18 protein-coding genes are annotated in these 19,810 nt (G+C 63.5%); 10 read left to right on the top strand and 8 right to left on the bottom strand.

What is annotated here, in order from left to right; all coding sequences use genetic code 11:
* Nucleotides 1-11: 11 nt before the first annotated feature.
* On the bottom strand, nucleotides 12-2,477 hold the full coding sequence (locus tag ASILVAE211_RS08420; protein WP_227320864.1) for an MFS transporter: 2,466 nt from the start codon (nucleotides 2,475-2,477) through the stop codon (nucleotides 12-14).
* A gap of 293 nt (nucleotides 2,478-2,770) precedes the next feature.
* Here ASILVAE211_RS08420 and ASILVAE211_RS08415 point away from each other — a divergent pair, with 293 nt between their 5' ends.
* On the top strand, nucleotides 2,771-3,376 hold the full coding sequence (locus ASILVAE211_RS08415; RefSeq protein ID WP_227320863.1) for a VC0807 family protein: 606 nt from the start codon (nucleotides 2,771-2,773) through the stop codon (nucleotides 3,374-3,376).
* Between the two features lie 10 nt (nucleotides 3,377-3,386).
* Here ASILVAE211_RS08415 and ASILVAE211_RS08410 read toward each other — a convergent pair whose 3' ends face one another.
* Nucleotides 3,387-4,319 carry an acetamidase/formamidase family protein gene (locus tag ASILVAE211_RS08410; RefSeq protein ID WP_227320862.1) on the bottom strand — a complete coding sequence of 311 codons (933 nt, stop codon included), beginning with the start codon at nucleotides 4,317-4,319 and terminating at the stop codon, nucleotides 3,387-3,389.
* Between the two features lie 247 nt (nucleotides 4,320-4,566).
* On the opposite strand from ASILVAE211_RS08410, the gene ASILVAE211_RS08405 reads away from it, so the two are divergent.
* Nucleotides 4,567-4,998 (top strand): CBS domain-containing protein, encoded by a 432-nt coding sequence (locus ASILVAE211_RS08405; RefSeq protein WP_227320861.1) that lies wholly within the window; start codon nucleotides 4,567-4,569, stop codon nucleotides 4,996-4,998.
* A 157-nt stretch (nucleotides 4,999-5,155) separates the two neighbouring features.
* Here the strand turns inward: ASILVAE211_RS08405 and ASILVAE211_RS08400 are convergent, their stop codons facing one another.
* Nucleotides 5,156-6,403 (bottom strand): acyl-CoA dehydrogenase, encoded by a 1,248-nt coding sequence (locus ASILVAE211_RS08400; RefSeq protein ID WP_456304489.1) that lies wholly within the window; start codon nucleotides 6,401-6,403, stop codon nucleotides 5,156-5,158.
* Nucleotides 6,404-6,505: 102 nt separating this feature from the next.
* Between ASILVAE211_RS08400 and sthA the strand changes: the two genes are divergently transcribed.
* Entirely contained in the window at nucleotides 6,506-7,948 is a 1,443-nt protein-coding gene (gene sthA, locus ASILVAE211_RS08395) for a Si-specific NAD(P)(+) transhydrogenase (RefSeq protein WP_227320860.1), read from the top strand.
* Nucleotides 7,949-7,988: 40 nt separating this feature from the next.
* Here the strand turns inward: sthA and ASILVAE211_RS08390 are convergent, their stop codons facing one another.
* Both ASILVAE211_RS08390 and ASILVAE211_RS08385 read right to left on the bottom strand, forming a co-directional pair.
* Nucleotides 7,989-9,146, bottom strand: coding sequence for a glycosyltransferase (locus ASILVAE211_RS08390; RefSeq protein WP_227320859.1), 1,158 nt, complete (start codon nucleotides 9,144-9,146; stop codon nucleotides 7,989-7,991).
* Nucleotides 9,143-10,045, bottom strand: coding sequence for a glucosamine inositolphosphorylceramide transferase family protein (locus ASILVAE211_RS08385; protein WP_227320858.1), 903 nt, complete (start codon nucleotides 10,043-10,045; stop codon nucleotides 9,143-9,145). Before ASILVAE211_RS08385 ends, ASILVAE211_RS08390 begins: the two co-directional genes overlap by 4 nt.
* Nucleotides 10,046-10,234: 189 nt before the next feature.
* Here ASILVAE211_RS08385 and ASILVAE211_RS08380 point away from each other — a divergent pair, with 189 nt between their 5' ends.
* Complete coding sequence (locus ASILVAE211_RS08380) at nucleotides 10,235-10,501, top strand: acyl carrier protein (RefSeq protein ID WP_227320857.1); 267 nt, start codon at nucleotides 10,235-10,237, stop codon at nucleotides 10,499-10,501.
* Nucleotide 10,502: 1 nt separating this feature from the next.
* Nucleotides 10,503-11,705, top strand: a complete 1,203-nt coding sequence (spt, locus tag ASILVAE211_RS08375) for a serine palmitoyltransferase (protein ID WP_227320856.1) — start codon at nucleotides 10,503-10,505, stop codon at nucleotides 11,703-11,705.
* Here the strand turns inward: spt and ASILVAE211_RS08370 are convergent.
* Nucleotides 11,702-12,589, bottom strand: a complete 888-nt coding sequence (locus ASILVAE211_RS08370; RefSeq protein ID WP_227320855.1) for a hypothetical protein — start codon at nucleotides 12,587-12,589, stop codon at nucleotides 11,702-11,704. The two genes, spt and ASILVAE211_RS08370, sit on opposite strands and share 4 nt — an antisense overlap.
* Nucleotides 12,586-13,521: an acylglycerol kinase family protein gene (locus ASILVAE211_RS08365; protein WP_227320854.1), complete on the bottom strand. Its 936-nt coding sequence runs from the start codon at nucleotides 13,519-13,521 to the stop codon at nucleotides 12,586-12,588. The genes ASILVAE211_RS08370 and ASILVAE211_RS08365 overlap by 4 nt, the downstream gene beginning before the upstream one ends.
* A gap of 44 nt (nucleotides 13,522-13,565) precedes the next feature.
* Between ASILVAE211_RS08365 and ASILVAE211_RS08360 the strand changes: the two genes are divergently transcribed.
* The gene (locus tag ASILVAE211_RS08360; RefSeq protein WP_227320853.1) at nucleotides 13,566-14,498 is read left to right on the top strand and encodes a metallophosphoesterase family protein; all 933 of its coding nucleotides are present in this window, start codon (nucleotides 13,566-13,568) and stop codon (nucleotides 14,496-14,498) included.
* Here ASILVAE211_RS08360 and ASILVAE211_RS08355 read toward each other — a convergent pair.
* The gene (locus tag ASILVAE211_RS08355) at nucleotides 14,473-14,973 is read right to left on the bottom strand and encodes a DUF2141 domain-containing protein (RefSeq protein WP_227320852.1); all 501 of its coding nucleotides are present in this window, start codon (nucleotides 14,971-14,973) and stop codon (nucleotides 14,473-14,475) included. The genes ASILVAE211_RS08360 and ASILVAE211_RS08355 overlap by 26 nt on opposite strands.
* Nucleotides 14,974-15,197: 224 nt before the next feature.
* Between ASILVAE211_RS08355 and ASILVAE211_RS08350 the strand changes: the two genes are divergently transcribed.
* The 4 genes from ASILVAE211_RS08350 (at nucleotide 15,198) to ASILVAE211_RS08335 (ending at nucleotide 19,770) form a co-directional block, all read left to right on the top strand.
* Nucleotides 15,198-16,442 carry an LptF/LptG family permease gene (locus ASILVAE211_RS08350; RefSeq protein ID WP_227320851.1) on the top strand — a complete coding sequence of 415 codons (1,245 nt, stop codon included), beginning with the start codon at nucleotides 15,198-15,200 and terminating at the stop codon, nucleotides 16,440-16,442.
* The gene (locus ASILVAE211_RS08345; RefSeq protein ID WP_227320850.1) at nucleotides 16,439-17,500 is read left to right on the top strand and encodes an LptF/LptG family permease; all 1,062 of its coding nucleotides are present in this window, start codon (nucleotides 16,439-16,441) and stop codon (nucleotides 17,498-17,500) included. Before ASILVAE211_RS08350 ends, ASILVAE211_RS08345 begins: the two co-directional genes overlap by 4 nt.
* 315 nt (nucleotides 17,501-17,815) lie before the next feature.
* Nucleotides 17,816-18,994, top strand: a complete 1,179-nt coding sequence (locus ASILVAE211_RS08340; protein WP_227320849.1) for a GNAT family N-acetyltransferase — start codon at nucleotides 17,816-17,818, stop codon at nucleotides 18,992-18,994.
* Nucleotides 18,991-19,770 (top strand): nucleotidyltransferase family protein, encoded by a 780-nt coding sequence (locus ASILVAE211_RS08335; protein WP_227320848.1) that lies wholly within the window; start codon nucleotides 18,991-18,993, stop codon nucleotides 19,768-19,770. Before ASILVAE211_RS08340 ends, ASILVAE211_RS08335 begins: the two co-directional genes overlap by 4 nt.
* Nucleotides 19,771-19,810: the final 40 nt, after the last annotated feature.

The raw sequence follows: 19,810 nt of genomic DNA, 5'->3' as shown, positions 1-19,810 counted from the left end.
GGGACGCCAGGTCAGATGCCCTTGCGTTTGACGATCGCCAGAATGGTGAAAAGGCCGCAGGCCAAAGCCGCGAAATAGGGCAGGCCATGCGTCGTGATTTCCATCGCGGCACCGGCGGCGCTGGGTCCGATCGCGGCGCCCCCGCCCCAGGCAATGGACATGACGGCATAGATCGAGATCAGGTCGCCGCCTTTGAAATGGCTGCCGACCTGGGCCATCATCACCGTATAGATGCCGACGAAAACCCCGCCCCAGACAAAGAGAAGCGGATAGGCGAAGATCGCCGAGTGGATCGCCAGGGGCCAGATGAGGGCGCCGATGGTGGACGCGATGCCCAAGCCGATTGCCAGACGGCGGCGATCCATCCGGTCGCCCAGCCAGCCGATGGGCAATTGCAGCGCGATCGCACCCATCAGCAGGACCGTGAGCAGAAGCGTTGCCGCCTCCTCGCCCCAGCCGACATGCATGGCATAGATCGGCAGGAAGGACATGCCGGCGGTCTCGAGCGCAGCATTCAGAAGTGCGGCGAACAACGCAACCGGCGCGAGGTAAAGGTAGCGCAGGGGATTGCCGTGACTGGGCTGCTCGAAGGAGGGCGCATGGACCCAGGGCATGGCGATGGAGAGCAGCGCGACTAAAGCGAGGCCGCCGGCAATAAGAAAGGGCAGCATGCCGCCGGTGCCGGCGAAGGTCAGAATAAGCGGCCCGAGCGCGAAGCCCGCGGACAGCGCCACGGTATAGCTCGCAATCGTCCGGGTGCGGCTTTTGTCGTCGCTGAGCTGATTGAGCCAGGTCTCGGACATCACAAACATCGTTTCCGAGACGACGCCCAGCAGGAGGCGCAGCGGAAACCACAGCCAGACCGTCGGCATGGCGGGAAACAGAACCAGCAGGATGGCGGCGCCCAGCAAAGCCAGGGTGATGGGCAGTTTCGGCCCTATCCGCCAGGCCAGCCTCGGCAGAATCGGCGCAACCAGCAAGACGCCCAGGGCATGCATGGTGGCATTGGCGCCGATGAAACTGTCATCGAAACCCATTTGGCGCAGCACGAGGGCAATCAATGGCGCCGTCAGGCCGTAGGTCAGGCCGAAGATCAGGCCGGTCGCGATCAGCGAGATGATGGCGGGCAGGCTCGAGCGGGTCTGATGACCTTCCGAAATCAGGCGGCGGCGTTGTTGCACGTATTGGGCTCTCGTTTCGCGAAGCCGGGCGAACCAGGTCTCGCGCCGGCCGTCCAGGATGCTTTGCAGGGTTTGCGCGTAATCGACGATCAGGCCAGGCGTCCAGGTCATGGCCTCCGCCCGCGCGCGCCACAGGGCGAGCAGCCACATCGCGGGGTCGGTGAGCAGAAGAAACAGGCGGCGCCAGGGCCGGTCCTGCCCGAGCGCGCCTTCGACCGCCGCGTCGAGCGCGAGGGCGACGGTCGAGGAGCAGTTGCGGCTTGTCAGGTTATAGATCGGCTTGGCCTTGTAGTCGGTCAGGAAGGACCGCAGGGCCGCGCTGTTGTAGCGGTGAAAGACGATGTCACGGTCGGGACGGCGCCAGCCCTCGCATTCCTCTTCAAGGGAAGGCCGATAGGCCGCCGGCACATCGTTTTCCGCCGTGGCGCGCAACAGCCGCGTGAATTCACCGGTCGAGTGGTCAATGTCATTGGCCGGACACAGGCTGATATAGGTGTTCGGCGGCAGAGACATGGCGGCATGGCCGGTTGAAATCACACCGTTCTTGTCGGCAGCCGCGATATACCGGTCAACCAGGAAGCGGCGCTGGGGATTGGGCATGGATCCCAAGGGCGTCCAGACATGGACGACGAGGCCGTGCTCATTGGTCCAGGAATCCGGCTCCTCGTAGGAGGAATGCAGCAGGCCGCGCGCATGCCAGTTGGGGCCGGCATAAAGCGGCAGTTCGGTGACCGATTCTCCGGGCTTGAGGCGGCGCAGTTGCAGGCCGAGATGGGCCAGGCTCCAGGCTGCGGCGACCAGCGCGACGCCGATGCAGAACGGCACCGTATTCCGATAGGGCAGGGGATAGGGCAGCCAGATAATGGCGGCCATGATCACTTCGATCACGCCGGCAACCGTGGCGCGGACCCAGCGCACCGAGCGCACGACGATCGCGGCGGCCGTGCGAAACAGGCCATCCAGCAGCAGCGCGCCGCCCAGCATGAAGGTGGCGACGATATTGTCGTCCCAGGGCACGTCGATCGCCATCAGGCCGAGGGCGAGGAAGCCGAGCGATTTCAGCACCGGGATGGTCGCATTGGGAAAGCCGATCGCGGCGAGCGCCACCAGACGGACGCATCCTTCCAGGATGAGCAGGCCACCGATGATGTCGGTCACGACGACGATGCCGACATGGAACAGGTGCAAGGAAAAAACGATGCCGGCGACAACGCAAAGAAGAGACAGGAGAATGAAGACCCACCAATGCGTCCGCAACGAGCGTGCTCCAAGCAGGAGCAGGATAAGACGAATCATCAGTCAGTCCCTAGGGTCCATGGCAGGCCTGACTACCGGACCTGACGCCTGGTGTCAGTCCGGCATGAAAGCCAATGCGGTATTCGATCCCGCATAACATCCGGTCGGCATTGCAGCGTCAACATATTCGCTGGGTGCGGATGTCGGCGTCTGGCCGCCTGGCCTGCGGGGCAAAGGCCGTGAAGGCCGGAACGGGTGGGTTTTCGCTGCACGCGCTGGCTCGGTTGCCGAAGATACAGCGGCAGACTAACCTTTGTGCCGCAAAGCTGTGTGCAGCAGGGAGGACGTCGCCCGTGAAACGCCTTCCGCTCAACCTGATCCTGGAATTGGCCGCGAATATCCTGGCGCCCTGGGCCGTCTATTCCTGGCTGGCACCGCATTACGGGGATACCACGGCGCTGATCGGCTCGGCCGCGCCGCCACTCGCCTGGAGCGCCATCGAACTGCTGCGCAGCCGCAAGCTGGATGCCGTCAGCATGATCGTGGGCGGCGGCATTCTGCTGACAGGGGTGGCCACACTTCTGGGCGGCAGCCCGAAGCTGCTGCAGATCCGTGAAAATGCGGTCACTGGCCTGATCGGTGTCGTGTTTCTTGTCAGTCTGGGGCTAAGGAAGCCGCTGATCTATCATCTGGCCGCCGCCATCTTCGCGCGCCAGGGCGGCGACGCGGCCGCCAGGCTCGGGCATTTTGCCGCCACCGAGCGCGGGGCCAAGTTTTTCCGGCACCTCACTCTGCTTTGGGGACTAGGCCTCGTGGCGCAGACGGCCGTGATGGTCTGGCTGGTCTATGTCTGGCCGATCGGCCGCTACCTGCTGCTGTCTCCCGTCATCGGCTACGGCATTCTGGGCCTGCTTTTCGCCGGCACCGTCTGGTACCGGCGAAGAGCGCAAGCGCTTTAGCGGACAGGCGTCACAGATTGTCCTTCGCCATCATCATATGGCAGCCCTTATTGCCGTCGACCGTCTGCGTCACCCGCAGGTCGCCGATCAGGGAGCACAGCATATAGGCCTGGTTGCGCGAGAGATTGGTGCGGGCCGCGATATGGTCGACCATTTCCCGCACCGCTTGTTTGGCGGCGTCGTCCAGATCCTCGTCCAGGCCGATGGAAATGAGATGGGTGGCACTTTCCGCGAAGGGCCGCTCGATCTTCATGTCCTTACGCACCGTCAGGCGGAAAGTGCCGGTCAGCGCTGTTTCCAGTGCGGTGACGCAGACCTCGCCGTCGCCCTGCACGCCATGGCCGTCACCGGCCGTGAACAAGGCCCCTTCGTTGAAGACCGGCAGATACAGCGTCACGCCCGGCTTCAGCTCCTTATTGTCCATATTGCCGCCGAAGGCGCGGGGCTGGATGGTGCTGACCTCGCCCCAGGCGGCGGGCGGCGCCACCGCCATGATGCCGAAGAACGGGTCCAGCGGCAGTTCCGTCCCCCAGGGCAGCGTCATCACCTGCCGCTCATGGTCGATGGTCGGGTGGATGGTCTCATAGTCGAATTCTTCCGGCAGGGTGCCGACCAGCGGCATGATGCTGACGAAACCAAAATCGATGCAGGGCTTGGCGTCCAGGATATCGATTTGCAGCGTGTCGCCGGGCATCGCACCCCGCACATAGACCGGACCGGTCAGGAAATGGCCGCCCTCGCGTGGATGGGCGGCGATGCCCTGTCGCCAGATCTCCGGCACATCGGCCGGGTGGGGCGGAAAGGCGCTGGCACCCCCGGCGGGCAGCGATGAAAGGGTAACGGTATCGCCGGAATCGATGGTCAGAACCGGCGGGAAGGCCGCCGACATGACGCTGCGGATCATCGTCTCCGGCGTGAAGGGGATGTCGTGATGCTGAGCCATGGCGCGTCTGTCCCGATTGTGCAGCTGCTATCGAACCGTCTCGGCCCCGTATCGCGCAACCAAAACCACACATGGGCGGGAAAAAATCTGCTCTCGCCGGCATGGCTCGCAGAGATGTGGGCCGGAAGCCCATCAGAATTTTGAAACGAATCTGACATGAGCCTGATATGATTTGTAACGGCTGTCGCCAGATGGGGCCAAGAAACCCAGCGCAGCCGGGCTTGCACCGGAACAGGGAGATTTGGTCATGTCGGTGGAAAGGATCCTCAAAGGCAAAGGCCGCGACGTTGCGACCATCACGGGCGCGCAAAGCCTGGAAGCTGTCTGCAAAATTCTGGCCGAGCGGCGGGTCGGCGCGCTGCCGGTGATGGAGGGGCCAAGCCTCGCCGGCATTCTGAGCGAGCGTGATGTCGTGCGGGCGCTGTCCGTGCATGGCGCGGGTGCGCTGGGCCTGCCGGTATCCTCGGTCATGACGCGCGAGGTGCGCACCATCACGCGCGAGACGCGGGTGGAGGAGGCGATGGGCATCATGACCCAGGGGCGGTTTCGTCACCTGCCCGTCGTGGAAGGCGGGCAGCTCATCGGCATCATCAGCATCGGCGATGTCGTGAAGGCGCGACTGGATGCCCAGCAGATGGAAGTCGAAGAATTGCGGTCCTATGTCGCCGGGGCGGCTTAGCTTCGCTTATGGCGATGGGTAGGCGGCTGCTCCCTCTTAGTCGTCATCCGCGCACTTGTTGCGCGGATCTACCCTTCTGGGCGCCGCCACGGTATGCGAGCGCCCAATCGGGTAGACCCGCGGCATGAAGCCGCGGGTGACGATGGTTCCATTCGGCTCAGAACGCCGCCAGACCGGTAATCGCGCGGCCGAGGATCAGCGCGTGGACGTCATGCGTGCCTTCATAGGTGTTCACGCTTTCCAGATTGGCGGCGTGGCGCATGACATGGAATTCGGCGGAAATCCCGTTGCCGCCATGCATATCCCGCGCGGCGCGGGCGATATCCAGCGCCTTGCCGCAATTGTTGCGTTTAACGATGGAAATGGCTTCCGGCGCCAGCCGCCCCTCATCGAACAGCCGGCCGACGCGCAGCGCCGCTTGAAGTCCGAGCGCGATTTCGGTCTCCATATCCGCGAGCTTCTTCTGCACAAGCTGGGTCGCGGCCAGCGGGCGGCCGAACTGCTTGCGGTCCAGCGTATATTGCCGTGCGGCATGGAAGCAGAATTCGGCCGCGCCCATGGTGCCCCAGGCGATGCCGTAGCGCGCGCGGTTGAGGCAGCCGAAAGGCCCCTTGATGCCGGAAACGCCGGGCAGCAGGTTTTCCTCCGGCACGATGACCTCATCCATCACGATCTCTCCGGTCACGGAGGCGCGCAGGCTGAGCTTGTTTTCGATCTTGGGTGTGGTGAGGCCTTTCATGCCGCGTTCGAGAAGGAAACCGCGAATGGCGCCGTCATGCGCGTCGGACTTGGCCCAGACGACCATGACATCGGCGATGGGGCTGTTGCTGATCCACATTTTCGCGCCGGACAGGCTATAGCCGTCCGCCACCTTCACGGCGCGGGTGCGCATGCCGCTGGGGTCTGACCCGGCATCGGGTTCGGTGAGGCCGAAGCAGCCGATGAATTCGCCCGAGGCCAGCTTGGGCAGGAATTTCATGCGCTGCGCGTCCGAGCCATAGGCGTGGATCGGATACATGACGAGGGAGGACTGCACGCTCATGGCCGAGCGATAGCCGCTGTCCACGCGCTCCACTTCGCGGGCCACCAGACCGTAGGAAACATAGCCCAGACCGGCGCCGCCATACTCGGCCGGAATGGTGGGGCCCAGCAGGCCCAGGGCTCCCATCTCCTCCATGAGTTTGCGGTCGAAGCTTTCCGTCATATAGGCATCCATGATGCCTGGCTGGAGCCTTGCCTGGGCGAAGTCGCGTGCGGTGTCGCGCACCATCCGCTCCTCCTCCGTCAGCTGGTCATCCAACAGAAACGGGTCGGCCCAATCAAAGGTCGGCTTAGCTACGCGCTCATGCGCCATGGTCGCTTCCTCGGTCCGGATCGCCCCTGCGGCTTGCAGGGGATTGGTCATGAAATCGTAGTGGTGATCAGGCAGGGCGGCAACGATCCGGGCGTTTCATAGGCGCGCGGTCGTGCTAGAGTGATGTTGCAGCTGCGAAGGGACACACATCGCGTGTTGGCATATGACTTCCTCGTCATCGGCAGCGGGCCGTCCGGGCGTCGTGCCGCCATTCAGGCGGCCAAGCTGGGCTATTCCGTTCTCGTCATCGAAAAAGGCCGGCGTGTCGGCGGTGTGTCCGTTCATACCGGCACCATCCCGTCCAAGACCATGCGGGAAACCGTCCTCAATCTGACCGGATACCGGGAACGCGGCTTCTATGGTCGCGCCTATCGGGTCAAGAAAGACATTGCGGCCGAAGACCTGATGGCGCGTCTGCATAAGACGCTGGACCATGAGGTGGATATTCTGGAGCATCAATTCGCCCGCAATTCCGTCCGCACCATGGAAGGCATGGCCCGCTTCGTCGATCCGCATACCGTGGAAGTGACGGCCGAGCATGGCGAGGTCAGCCTCGTGCGCGGCGAGAAAATCCTTATCGCCGTCGGTACCCGGCCCTATCGGCCGAAGGACGTGCCCTTCGATGGCGTCAGCGTTTTGGACAGTGACGAGATCGTCGAACTGAAAAAGCTGCCGCGCAGCCTGACGGTGGTCGGCGCCGGTGTCATCGGCGTGGAATATGCGACGATCTTCAGCGCGCTGGATGTCGCTGTGACATTGGTGGAAAGCCGCAGCACCTTCCTGGACTTCATCGATCACGAGATCATCGAGGATTTCGTCCACCAGTTGCGTGACCGCAATATGGCGATCCGCTTCGGGTCCAAGGTCGCCTCCATCACCATGGAAGACGGCTGGCCGGTGACGGTCCTGGAAAGCGGGCGGCGCGTGCGCAGCCAGATGCTGCTCTATTGCGCGGGCCGTGTGGGCGCCACCGATTCCATCAATATGGAAGCGGCTGGGCTGAAGGCTGATGATCGCGGACGCCTGCTGGTCAATCCGCAGACTTTGCAGACGGAAGTGCCGCATATCTATGCGGCGGGTGATGCCATCGGCTTCCCCAGCCTGGCCTCAACCTCCATGGAACAGGGGCGCATTGCTGCCTGCCACGCCTTCCATATGCCGCTGCCGCCGGCGCCCGAATTTTTCCCTTACGGCATCTATGCCGTGCCGGAGATTTCGACGGTCGGCATGAGCGAGGAAGACGTGCAGCGCCGGGGCATTCCCTATGAATGCGGCATCGCGCGGTTTCGGGAGACCTCGCGCGGCCATATCATGGGTCTGGAAACGGGGATGATGAAGATGATCTTCTCCATCCGCACCCATCGCCTGCTCGGCGTTCATATCGTCGGTGAAGGTGCGACGGAGCTGATCCATATCGGTCAGGCGGTGCTGAACCTGAAGGGCAAGCTCGAATATTTCATCGAGAATACTTTCAACTATCCGACGCTGGCGGAAGCCTACAAGATCGCGGCACTCGACGCCTATAACCGCCTGGCCAAGGGTGCCACGGCGGTGGCACCCGTGTCGTCCGAGACCGGCGCTAAGGCGGCGGAGTAGAAATTTCCTTGTTATCCCCGGGCTTGACCCGGGGATCCATCTACCCAGGTGAACGCGCAGAACGCTCCATAAACGCCAGAATAGCCTCCGCGCCCCGCTCGCCGGCCGGTGTTGCCGTCATTGAAAAGGTCAGATCGCGCCGCGCTTCCTGTTGCGGCCTGAACGCATCAGGGTCAGCCAGCGCGCGGTCCAGCACCGCCGGCAATTCCGCGACGCTGCGGATGACGTCACCCAGCGACCAATGGCCGAAATCGGGGGAGGCCGCGCGATCCTCCCCGCCCGTATTGAAGAAAATCGCGGGTCTCGGCCGCGCGATCCATTCATAGATCTGGCTTGATACATCACCGAGATAGATATCGGTGGCGCGCGTATAGCTCATATCGACGGACCGCCTGCTGCCGGTATCGATATGGATGCGTGGATGATGACGCAAATATTTCGGCAGGCTGCCGCGCCAGCCGATGCGCTTGTGAATGGGCGTGATATGCAGAGCGCGTTTGAACAGCATGGTATGCGGCGCGAAAATCAGGTTCAACCGGTCCTGCCGCGCAAACCAGTCCAGCACCGCGCGTCCGGAGGGATACCAGGATGAAATATGTGGATTGAAATGCGGATTGTAGACGACGGTCGGCAGGTCGTTGTCGAAAAATCTTTCGGCGGGACGGCCGAGTGAAATATCGAATTTCGGATAGCCGATGATGGCATGATTGTCCGGGGTGATCAGTCCACCGGACAGCATGCGGTCTCGCACCTTCTCACCTGACAGAAGAACAAGATCGAAATTTCTTGTCGTATTGCGGAAACCCGCCGCGCCGTCACCGGCGCCATGCGGAATATAGATCAGTTTCGGGTGGGTGACGCCGAAGCGCGTGCGCAGCAGCGTCGTCGTCGTTTCCGGCACTACGATGGCGTCGAATGTATCGAGAAGCCTCGCGTGTTCGCGCAGAATGGCGATGCGCTTATAGGGTGCGATGGGCCGCAGCAGGCGATCGGCAGCGCGGTCGGGCCAGCGCAGCGTCAAGTCATGGAACGTGATCTGCGCGCCCGGCGCGATCAGGCTTGCCGCCGTTTCCCGCTGCTCGGCGCTTGATGTCAGCACATGAACGTCGATGCCGCGCTGGGCCAGGCTTGATGCCACCGGGATGGTATGCGGAATCTGATGAATGGCGTCGTGATTATAGAGAAAGGCGATCTTCATCCGGCGCGCGCCAGCTTCTGCCGAAGGATATGATAAAGCCGGGATGTCTTGGCCGATAGCGACGCGTCCATCCGTTTCACGTCCAGCAGCGTCATGCCGCCGACGGCCGAAAGCGTGTGCAGCCCGTCCGTATAGGGTTCCATCCAGGCTGGCGCTTGCAATCCGTCACGATCTTTCGCCACGAATGATCTTTCATCCATCTGCGAAATTTCTAGTAGCCGGATGGCAGCGCCATAGGTGCCACGGCAATCCTGAACCGGCAGGATGATCGATCCACCTTGCACAATGGGCGTGCCGCCGGGCCGCGCGCTGGCGTTGCTGATATGGACCGGGTTGCCGGGATGCACCTGCCACGGTCCAGTCAAGCGATCGGCATAGGCGATATGCAGATGGCTCTGTTTCGCGGCCTTGCTGTGCGACGGCGCGTAGAACAGCCACCAGCGGCCCTGCCAGAAGAACGGCGTCGCGTCGATGGCCGCCCCATCGAGCGGGATCTGGCAGGCTGGCTCCCATTGATCGGGGAAGCGCTTCGCGCGGTACAGCGTCAGCGTGCCGGACTGGAAGGCCTCCGGCAGCATCCAGGTCTCGCCCCCGGCCTCGAAGACAAAAGGGTAGGACAGATGCCAGGGTTCGCGCAGCACCGTGCGGCTGTCGCGCAGGGTCAGGTTCGCGTCATAGATCAGCAGGTCGATATAGCCGCGCCGGTCGCGGTAGCTGAAACCTTCGGCGAAGACATGCAGATGCCCGTCGCGCCACAGGCCGAAAGGGTCGGCCCGGAAGGATTGCGCAGGCATCGCGGGCGCCCAGGTGACGTCGCTCTCATCGAATCCTTCCGCCAGAATCGCGGTCAGCGGGCGGTTGATGATCGCGATGCGCCAAAGATCCATCGGCCGCAGCATTCAGTCCGCATCCTTTCGTCTCGATCCTCGTGCCGCATGCTGGCCGGGCGCCCATGGCTGGGCTCTGGCCCATGCATGAACGGCTGGATGCGACCCAGTAGCATTCGTGATAGAGAAGGCCCAGAAAATCGATAGAGCCGCCCGTGTCATGCCATGGCTGCGGGCGCAGTCAGTCATGGAGACCAGACCTTGCCCAGCGAAAAGGACGTGAACGCGACGATCGTCGCCGTCATCCGCACCCTGGACGGCGTGACCCCCGCGATGGCGGATGCCGTCACGCCCGAGACCAATATCCTGCGCGATCTCAATCTCGATTCGATCGCGGTCATGGACTTCATCATGGAGCTGGAGACGGCCTTCAATACCGTCATTCCGCTCGATACCGTCGCCGAAATCGCGACCGTTGGTGATCTGGCGCGGGCCATCACAGCCGAACAGGCGCGGACAGCCGCCTGACATGCTTGGGAAATACGCACATCTGACGCAGTCCCTGGCGGGGCTGCGGGCGGCCGGGACCAATCCTTTCACGGTCGCCTTCGATGAAATCCTCTCGCCGACCTCGGCCCGGCTGAACGGCCAGACCGTGGTTCTGCTCGGCACCAATAACTATCTGGGCCTGACCTTCGATGAGAGCTGCATCGAGACGGCCGTCTCGGCGTTGCAGACCGAAGGCACCGGCACCACCGGTTCGCGCATCGCCAATGGCACCTATAGCGCCCATGTCGCCCTGGAAAAGCAGGTCGCGAGCTTCCTGGGCCGGCAGGATGCCATGGTCTTCACCACCGGCTATCAGGCCAATCTCGGCATCATGGCGGCGCTCGCCGGGCGGGATGACCACCTGCTGCTGGACGCCGACAGCCATGCCAGCATCTATGACGGCTCGCGCCTGTCGGAAGCCCAGGTGACGCGCTTCCGGCATAATGACCCGGATGACCTCTATCGCCGCCTGAAATTCCTGGCCGACAAGCCGGGCGATAAGCTGATCGTCGTCGAGGGTATCTACAGCATGCTGGGCGACGTCGCGCCCCTGGCCGAATTCGCGGCTGTCAAACGTGAAACAGGCGCCTATCTCCTCGTCGACGAAGCCCATTCCCTGGGCGTGCTGGGCGAGAACGGGCGCGGCTTGCAGGAAGTGGCCGGGGTCGAGGCCGATGTCGATTTCGTCGTCGGCACCTTCAGCAAAAGCCTGGGCAGCATCGGTGGCTTCTGTGCCTCCGACATGCCGGGGTTCGAAGTGCTGCGCGTCGCATCCCGCGCCTATATGTTCACGGCCTCCATGCCGCCGTCGATCGCGGCCAGCGTAACGCAGGCTTTCAAGGTCATGGCGGCAAAGCCCGAGCTACGGCGGACGCTGATGCGAAATGCGGACGCGCTCTATCAGGGACTGTCTAAGGCCGGATTCCGCCTCGGCCCGACGCCGAGCCCCATCGTTTCGGTCCGGCTGACCAGCCCGGAACTTGCGGTCGCCTTCTGGAACAAGCTTCTGGCGCGCGGTCTTTACGTCAATCTGGCGCTGCCGCCGGCGACCCCGGCGCGCGAATCCCTGCTGCGCACCAGTGTCAGCGCGGCCCATAGCGAGGCCGATATCCGCTTCGCGGTGGACGCCATTACGGCGGTCGGCGAGGAGCTTGGCATCGTCGGCGCGGCGGTCGTCGCCTAGCGCAAAACCCCCATCCGCCGCAGCCGCCACAGAATGGCGGGGGCGGCCAGGATGGGGTGGCGGCGCTGCCAGGGCGACAGGTCCAGGCGGACACCGCTGTGGCGCTGTAGCTTCCACAGCAGATAATCGGCTCCGCCGGTAAAGGTGAAGGCGGCCTTCACCAGTCGCATCAAATTCAGCGGCTTGCCGCAGATGCGGCGCAGCGTCCAGCCGCCGAAAGGCGCCTGGGATGCCGGTTTTCCGCCCGATTGAAACAGCGCGTCGAACCAGGCCGCATTGGTCTCATACAGAACGCTTGGCTGGTTGGCGCGTTCCGGCCGCAGCTCCGCCCGATAGGTTTGGGCGAAGAGCCCTTCCCATAACGCCCCGGACTCGGCGGTTGCCGGGTTCAGCCAATGCCCCCAGGCGAGAGCCGTTTCGGCCGCTTCCGCCAGCAAATCGGTCACGCGCCGACGCGCGGAGCCATCCCGCGCATAAAGCAGAGAGCAAGGCTGGGAGAAGCGCGTCCAGATCGTCGTATCCAGCGAGCCGGGCCGCACGCGGCGGGCGAATTGCCGGACCGACAGCATGGCGACTTTGGCACGCAGCCCGGTCTCGCCTGCCGGCGGCGCCATCAGCATGACATTGGGCGGCAGCGCCGCGTTCAAAGCAGCCGGGATGGTCCGGCGATGAAAGGCGCGATGCCCGTCATACAGAACGTAAAAATCGATGAGTCCGGTAAGATCGCTCGTCCGCCGGCAGGAGCCGTAGAACAGAATGGCTGCGACGCTTGGCCCATGTCGGTCGAGAATTTGCCGCACCAGGGCGCCGAGCGCTGCCGGGGCAGGGCGATCAAGCTCCGCAGCGACCAGGGACTGAAGATCCCGGCCGGCATCGGATGTCACGGAGCGACGACCGTGACACTGGCAGCCGTGGACAGCAAAACGCCACCGGCGCGCGGCTCGAAAGCCTCACCGTCCAGAATGAAAGGCTGGGTCAGCAGCAGGCGCAGGCTATTGCCACGGCCTGAGCGATAGCCGCCGCGCAGCATCCAGGGTTTCGGCCGGTGCATCAGCATATTGGTCAGCCCGGCGGCAAGGCGGCGAGGGGAGGCGTCGATATCCAGCCAGCGGATGCCGCCCTGGCCTTTGCCCCAGAAGGGCCAGAGGCCGAGCATGAGACTGTCCAGGGTCGTCGCCATGACCAGCATCCGCTGGCCATCGACGGCCGGGCGGTCGCCTACCGTCAGGGTCATCGGCCAGCCTTTTTTGATGGCGGGGTCGCGGCCGAGAATCGCGCGCAGGGCCGTGACGGTGACGGTGACGGCGACTTCCATGCCGTGGCGCAGCCCGCTGCGATGCACGGCGGCATTGGCCACGCGCTTGACCTCGGTGAAGCTTGCGGCGCCGAACAGGAAGCCGCGCACGGGTGCACGCGCCGGTTCCTCCGGCCAGGAGACTTGCAGCAGCGGGCAGACTTTTCGGGTCAGCTGGTTCGCCGCAGCGGCGGCAAGCAGCTTTTCCAGCGCGGCGCTGTCGCTGCCGGCGCTGCCCAGAACGCGGGCGGCAAGATTGGTATTGCCGGCCGAGAGAATGGCGATTTCGGGCATTTGGCCCGGATAGGATTGCGGCAGCGCGCTGACGACGTCGCGCAAAGTGCCGTCGCCGCCGCAGACGATCAGCAGTGTCACGCCATCGGCCGCGAAGTGCGTCAATGTCGCCTGCAATTCGGGTAAGCCGTCCGGCGATGCCGCCTGCACCTCAGGATAGCGCGCCAGCACTTCGGAGAAATCGGCGGGCTTCGTCTTGTTGGCGTGGCTGCGCGGATTGATAATCAAGCCGATCCGCTTGGGCGCTGGCGTGGAAGAGGTTATCTGACCCAATGCAATTCAGCCTTGCCCATCTATCCGACCTGCATTTGCCGCCCCCGGCGGAAGCGCTGTCGATGCGAAGTCGAAATATGAAGAGCTTTCTTGCCAAACTATCCTGGCACAGAAAGCGCAAACGAATTCATACATGGCGCCCGGCCGCGGCTCTGCTTGCCGATATCGCGGCCCATGCGCCTGATCATATTGCCCTGACAGGAGATTTGACGAATTTCGGGGAGCCGGCCGAATTCCTGGCGGCGCGCCGATATCTCCAACAGATGGGATCACCGAACGATCTCTCGGTAGTCCCCGGTAACCATGATGTGACAATTCCGTTGCCATGGCAAGACAGTCTTGGTCAATGGCGTGACTGGATGTGCAGCGATGCAAAGGAAGCGGCATCCGGCGCGGAGGGCTTTCCCTTTCTGCGGCGCAGAGGCGATGTCGCGATCATCGGCGTCAATTCGGCCGTTCTGACGCCGATCTTTTATGCCGGCGGCGCTGTCGGTGACGCGCAACGGCAAAGGCTGGCGGATCTGCTGGAATTGACAGGCCGGCAGGGGCTTTTTCGCATCGTGCTCATTCACCATCCGCCGACCATGAGCCGAGGCGGAAGACGCAAGGCGCTGCGCGACCGGGCGGCCTTGCGCGACGTTCTGGCGCGGCATGGCGCCGAACTGGTCCTGTCCGGCCATCACCACATCACCCGCCTGGCCGGGGTAAAGGGGCCGGTAACCGCCATACCATCCTTAGGCGTGCCGGCGGCGCTGGCAAGTACTGTGCATCCCGAATGGGCCGGATGGCACCTGCATCGTATCGAAAGAACGCCTGCGGGCTGGCATCTCACATCCACGTTGCGACGCTACAATCCGATAAGCAATGTGTTCGAGCCAGCGGGCGACTGGCGTTTCACGCTGCCCGTCAGAACGGATGCAATGCCATGGTGATATGAGCGCCGGCCGCCGTCACCGGGAAAGCCACGGCGTGGAAACCCGGCGGCGCCAGAAGGTTGCGCGGATTGTTTGAGAAGCCGTAGTCCTCGGCGGGCAGTCCGACGAAAGTCTTGTCGAAGCGGTGGTTGTTATTGGCATCGTCATAGATCGCCACCGCATAGGTGCCGGGGCCTGAGAGCGCGAAGCAGCCTTCGACGGAATTGGCCGTCACCGGCACACGAATGATCGCGATGCTTCCGTGATGGGCCAGGAATTTTCCCGGCACGTCGCCGTAAAGGGTGAAGGTGATATTGCCACCGCTATGGCGGATATTGGTAACCGTCATCAGCAAATGCGGCGCGGTCGGGGACACGCCCGGTGCGTCGCAGGCTGTGCCGGATTGCGCGGCAAATGCCTGAAAACCACCGGACGCGGCCAGCAGCAGCCCCAAAAAACAGGCCTTGGCCGCGCGTTTGGACGAAAGCATCATCGGGGTTCAGCCATCCGGCAAACATGCGTGAGAAGGATAAGTCCGATGAATGATATTGCGACGCAATAGCGATGCGGCTCATAACAGTCACCGTATGAGCGCATGAAGCAGGCCACTCTCGCAGCCGCACGGTTTTTCTGCAACAAGACCCTATCATCATCGGGTTGACCGATGGCCCGCCGCCTTTGCGATGGCGGCGATGGACGAATGAAACGGTAGATAACTTGGGCTTTTCTGTCCGCACCCCCCGCGCGCGGTCCCCACGCACACTGGAACGCTACCTGCTTTCGCTCTGCGCCCGCCCTTTCGCGGCGACGCTGCTCGTGGTGCTGCCGGCGCTGCTGCTGGAACGCCTGTTGCGCCTCTTCGATCTACTGGCCGATCAGGACGTGCCGGCCCAGTTCGTCGGCCGCATGCTGCTCGATCTGGTGCCGCAATACCTGGGCCTGGCCCTGCCGGCCGCGCTATTCCTGGGCATCTATTTCGTCATCGCCCGGATGAGCGCGGACAATGAGCTGGAAGCGATGCAGAATGCGGGCCTGTCCATGGCCTGGATCAGCCGCCCCTTCTTCATCCTCGGCTTCCTCCTCATGTTCGTCGCCTATGGGCTGTTCAGTTATGTTCAGCCCCTGGCACGCTACGCTTTCCGGGAGGCCTTCTGGGCGGCAACCGAAAGCGGCTGGAATGCGACGATCCCGCCCGGGCAGATCATTCATGTCTCGAAAAACCTGGTCGTCACCGCCGATGGAGTCGACCGCGCCACCGGTGCGCTGCGCCATGTGCTGGCCTTCCAGCGCAAGGAGAATGGGACGGAGGAGGTCACCACCGGCATCACCGGCAGCCTGTCCCTGGTCGCACATGGCAACGACGTCTTTCTGACGCTCAACAATGGCAAACGGCTGGATCTGAAGCCCAACGGCACGATCGGAACCGAGACCTCGGCCACCTCCGCCATGGAACGCGCCTTCGTGTTGCCCCTGCGCGCCTTTCGCAAGCGCGGCGATGACGAGCGGGAGATGACGACCGGTGAGCTGTGGTCGGCGCGCTACGATGCGCACCCGCCCGAGCCGCTGCGCCGGTTGAACGGCGAGCTTTACAGCCGCATCATCCGCTCGATCTCGATGGCCGTGCTGCCGCTGATGGCGGTGTCCATCGGCATTTCGGCCAAGCGCGCCAAGCGCCAATACGGTATCGCGGTCGGCTTCCTGATTTTGATCCTGTACGATCACGCCATCCAGCTGACGGCCGCCCTCGGCACGGCAGGGCTGATCGATCCGCGCGCGCCGCTCTGGGGGATCTTCGCGGTCTTCACCCTGTTCTGCGGCTGGATGTTCAGCCGCGCGTCCCGGCATACCAGCGAAGGGCCGCTCGACCCGCTGTTTAACCGCTTGGAGGACGCGACCGCCCTGGTGGCCGGCGGCCTGCGGCGGCTGAGCGGCACTTTCCGGCGGAAGCAGCCGGCCCGATGATCCGCGCCTATCTCAGCAAGCTTTTTCTTGGCCGGATGCTGGCGGCGCTGGCCGGCCTGTCCGCCATGCTGCAACTCATCAATCTGCTGGAGAATGCCGGCACGATCTTCGCCCATGGCGGGTTCCGCGACATTCTGCATTTCATCGTGCTTCAGCTTCCGACCATCGTCAGCGAAATGCTGCCCTTGGCCATTTTGATCGGCGCGCTGCTGACCTTCCGCCGCCTGGCGGCCGATCTGGAAGTGACGACGCTGCGCGGCGCGGGCATGAGCCTATGGCAGATGGTGGGCGCCTTGATGCCGGTCTGCCTGGTTCTATGCGTGGTGCAGTTCGGTCTGCAGAACGAGGTGGCGCCGCGCGCCGATCGTGCCTTCGCGAATTGGTGGGCGGCGACCATACCGCCGCCCGCGAATAATCCGCCACCACGCCTTTGGCTGCGGGGCGGCAGCGACGTCGCGGCGGTCGACAGCGTGTCGACGGACGGGCGCACACTGCACGGTGTCATGGTGCTGGAGCGTGACGCTGCGGGTGAAATCAGCCTGCGCATGGACGCGCCGATCGCCCGGTATGGTGCCGCTGGCTGGGTGCTGGAGCAGGTCCGCGTCACGCGGCCGGACGCGACGCGCGTGCAGGATGTCGCGACCGCGCCCTGGCCGCAGGGGCCGGTTCCCGCCAATATGCAGGAGTTGGCCTGGCCGACGGCCAGCATCACGCTCGGTCGTATTGTCGCGGTGCTGCACGGCCGCTGGGCCGGGTCGCAGGGCCCCAACTACTACCTGACCGCCTTGCACGCGGCCGTTGCGTCTTTGCTGAGCCCGGTCATCATGCTGCTGCTGGCAGCGCCTGTCCTGCTGGCGCCGCCGCGCTCGGAAGGCAATACGCGGGCGACCGCAATGGGACTGGTGCTCGGCCTGGGTTACGCGACCTCCGCCGGCCTTCTGAGTGCCTTCGGCCAGTCCGGCACCCTGCCGCCCTGGCTGGCCGGCTGGATGGCCGCCGTGTTCTTTTTCATCTTCGCCTGCCTGCGTCTGAGCCAAGCCGATGACAGCGAAGCATGACATTTATTCAAATTGGCCGGTCTAATGTCCTTGACAGTCTGACCTGCCCGGATGTCTTCCGGGCGGCCGAGGCCAGGGTAAAGGGTCTGTTTATATCTGGTTTCAGCTATCGGGACGCGTTGTTTCGCGTTGTGTTGGCACTTGTCCGGGATGGACGGGGGCCGGTTCTGGGGCGTCGTGCCGGTATTCCATGCGTCATTTTTGTATGGAAATGGAAAACTTCGGCATGCCGGCCTTCATGACTGGCCATAGGCGAGGCAGATGTTACGATCCGCTGCGATCGAGACTGCCTTTTTGCGGTGAGAGCGATTGACCATGGCGTCCAAGACATCCGGTATTGCAGCGGGCGATTCCGCCGGCGGAATCGAAATCCTGCCCGTGACCGGGACGGCGCTGCTGAAGCGCTTCATCCGCCTGCCGGACCGCATCATGGCGCGCGATCCGAACTATATTCCGCCGCTGCATTCTGAACGGATGGCGGCGCTGACGCCCAAGGGCAATCCCTTTTTTGGCCATGCCGACGCCGCCTTCTGGCTGGCGCGGAAGAATGGCGTCGATGTCGGCCGTATCTCGGCCCAGATCGATCATCTGGCGAAACCCACGCCTGAAGCGCCGATCGGCAATTTCGGCATGCTGGTTGCCATCGACGATAAAGCGGTTTTCGCGGCACTGCTGGCGACTGCCGAGGCCTGGCTGGCCGATCGCGGCATCAAGCGCGCGCAGGGGCCTTTCAGCCTTTCAATCAACGAGGAATCGGGGCTGCTGATCGACGGTTTCGATACGCCGCCGATGCTGATGATGCCGCATGACGCGCCCTATGTCGCCGGCCATCTCGATGCCGCCGGCTATGGCAAGGTGCAGGATCTTTATGCCTATCTGTGCGACACCACGGCCGCCCTGCCGCCGCGTTCCGCTGCCATGGTGGCGCGGGGATTGCCCAGCAACGTCACGCTGCGCCCCATGCAGTTCAAGACGCTGAAGCAGGACATCGCCTCCCTCGTCAGCATCTTCAACGATGCCTGGGCGACCCATTGGGGTTTCGTGCCGATCACTGAGGCCGAGGTCGACCATATGGCCAAGGCCATGAAGCCCCTTTTGCATGAAAAACTGATCTGGTTCGCCGATGTTGACGGCGAGCCGGCGGCTTTCGGCCTTTGCCTGCCGGACCTGAATGCGGCGATCCGCGATCTGTCAGGCAGCCTGCTGCCGCTGGGCTGGGCCAAGCTGCTGTGGCGCTTGAAAGTCTCGGGCGTGCCGACCGCCCGCGTGCCCTTGATGGGCGTGCGCAAGCGCTACGGCGAGGGCATGCTCGGCCGCCTTCTGGCGCTGCATGTGGTCGAATCCCTGCGGCGCGAGGCTTTGGCCAAGGGCATCAAGGCGGTCGAGATGTCCTGGATTCTGGAAGAGAATTTGCCCATGCGCCATCTGGCGGAAGCGGTCGGCGGGCGGGCCTACAAGACCTACCGCGTTTACGAGAAAACCCTATCGGCATGAGTGGCTCTGCCCCGCTGACGGCCCTGATTCTTGCGGGCAGCCGCGACGGCGCGGCCGACGCGCTCGCAATCGCCGGCGGCGTCTCGCACAAGGCGCTGCTGCCCGTGGACGGCACGCCCATGGTTTTGCGCGTCATTCGCGCCCTTCAACGGACACCGGCCGTCGGCCGCATCATCGTCGTCTGCGAACGCGTGGATATTCTCGATGACTTGCCGGAAGCGGCCTCTGTTCTGGTCCGTCACGCCGAGACTTCGCCAAGCGCCAGTGTTGCCGCCGTATTGGTAGAATTCGGCACACCACTGCTTGTGACGACGGCGGATCATGCGCTGCTGACGCCTGAAATCGTCAAATCTTTCCTCGCTCTGGCACCGTCCAGCGTCGATGCCGTGGCCGCCGTGGCAAGATCGGACGTTATTTACGCGGCTTATCCCGACACGCGCCGCACATGGCTGCGCCTACGCGACGGTCTGTTCAGCGGCTGCAACCTGTTTCTGTTGCAACACCCAAAAGCCAGCCAGGCTGTCAATTTTTGGCGCAAATTAGAGGCGCATCGCAAGCATCCTCTGACAATGGCGCGGTTGATCGGATTGTCGGCGCTCGTCGGTTATGCATTCAAAACCTTGACAATGGATAAGGCGACTAGGCTTCTTAGCAAACGATGCGGCGCTTCGGTTGCCGTAATTACTCTTCCTTTCGCGGATGCGGCGGTCGACGTCGATAAACCCGCGGATCTCTTTCTTGTCGAAAGAACCCTGGCAGCGCGCCGCGCGGCCTGAGTTCTTCTTATGTCAAACGTCGCTTAGTCTGGATCACCGA

Origin of the sequence: Acidisoma silvae (genome assembly GCF_020618775.1) — a bacterium.
Taxonomy (GTDB): domain Bacteria; phylum Pseudomonadota; class Alphaproteobacteria; order Acetobacterales; family Acetobacteraceae; genus Acidisoma; species Acidisoma silvae.
This window is presented reverse-complemented; position numbering and strand designations above follow the sequence as displayed.

Bases quoted from the DNA above. Each gene is read 5' to 3' on its own strand.
- ASILVAE211_RS08340 (WP_227320849.1), top strand. From the start codon at position 17,816: ATGGCGTCCAAGACATCCGGTATTGCAGCGGGCGATTCCGCCGGCGGA.
- ASILVAE211_RS08355 (WP_227320852.1), bottom strand. From the start codon at position 14,973: ATGATGCTTTCGTCCAAACGCGCGGCCAAGGCCTGTTTTTTGGGGCTG.
- ASILVAE211_RS08420 (WP_227320864.1), bottom strand. From the start codon at position 2,477: ATGATTCGTCTTATCCTGCTCCTGCTTGGAGCACGCTCGTTGCGGACG.
- ASILVAE211_RS08405 (WP_227320861.1), top strand. From the start codon at position 4,567: ATGTCGGTGGAAAGGATCCTCAAAGGCAAAGGCCGCGACGTTGCGACC.
- ASILVAE211_RS08400 (WP_456304489.1), bottom strand. From the start codon at position 6,403: ATGACCAATCCCCTGCAAGCCGCAGGGGCGATCCGGACCGAGGAAGCG.
- ASILVAE211_RS08390 (WP_227320859.1), bottom strand. From the start codon at position 9,146: ATGAAGATCGCCTTTCTCTATAATCACGACGCCATTCATCAGATTCCG.
- ASILVAE211_RS08335 (WP_227320848.1), top strand. From the start codon at position 18,991: ATGAGTGGCTCTGCCCCGCTGACGGCCCTGATTCTTGCGGGCAGCCGC.
- ASILVAE211_RS08410 (WP_227320862.1), bottom strand. From the start codon at position 4,319: ATGGCTCAGCATCACGACATCCCCTTCACGCCGGAGACGATGATCCGC.
- spt (WP_227320856.1), top strand. From the start codon at position 10,503: ATGCTTGGGAAATACGCACATCTGACGCAGTCCCTGGCGGGGCTGCGG.
- ASILVAE211_RS08385 (WP_227320858.1), bottom strand. From the start codon at position 10,045: ATGCTGCGGCCGATGGATCTTTGGCGCATCGCGATCATCAACCGCCCG.
- ASILVAE211_RS08360 (WP_227320853.1), top strand. From the start codon at position 13,566: ATGCAATTCAGCCTTGCCCATCTATCCGACCTGCATTTGCCGCCCCCG.
- ASILVAE211_RS08345 (WP_227320850.1), top strand. From the start codon at position 16,439: ATGATCCGCGCCTATCTCAGCAAGCTTTTTCTTGGCCGGATGCTGGCG.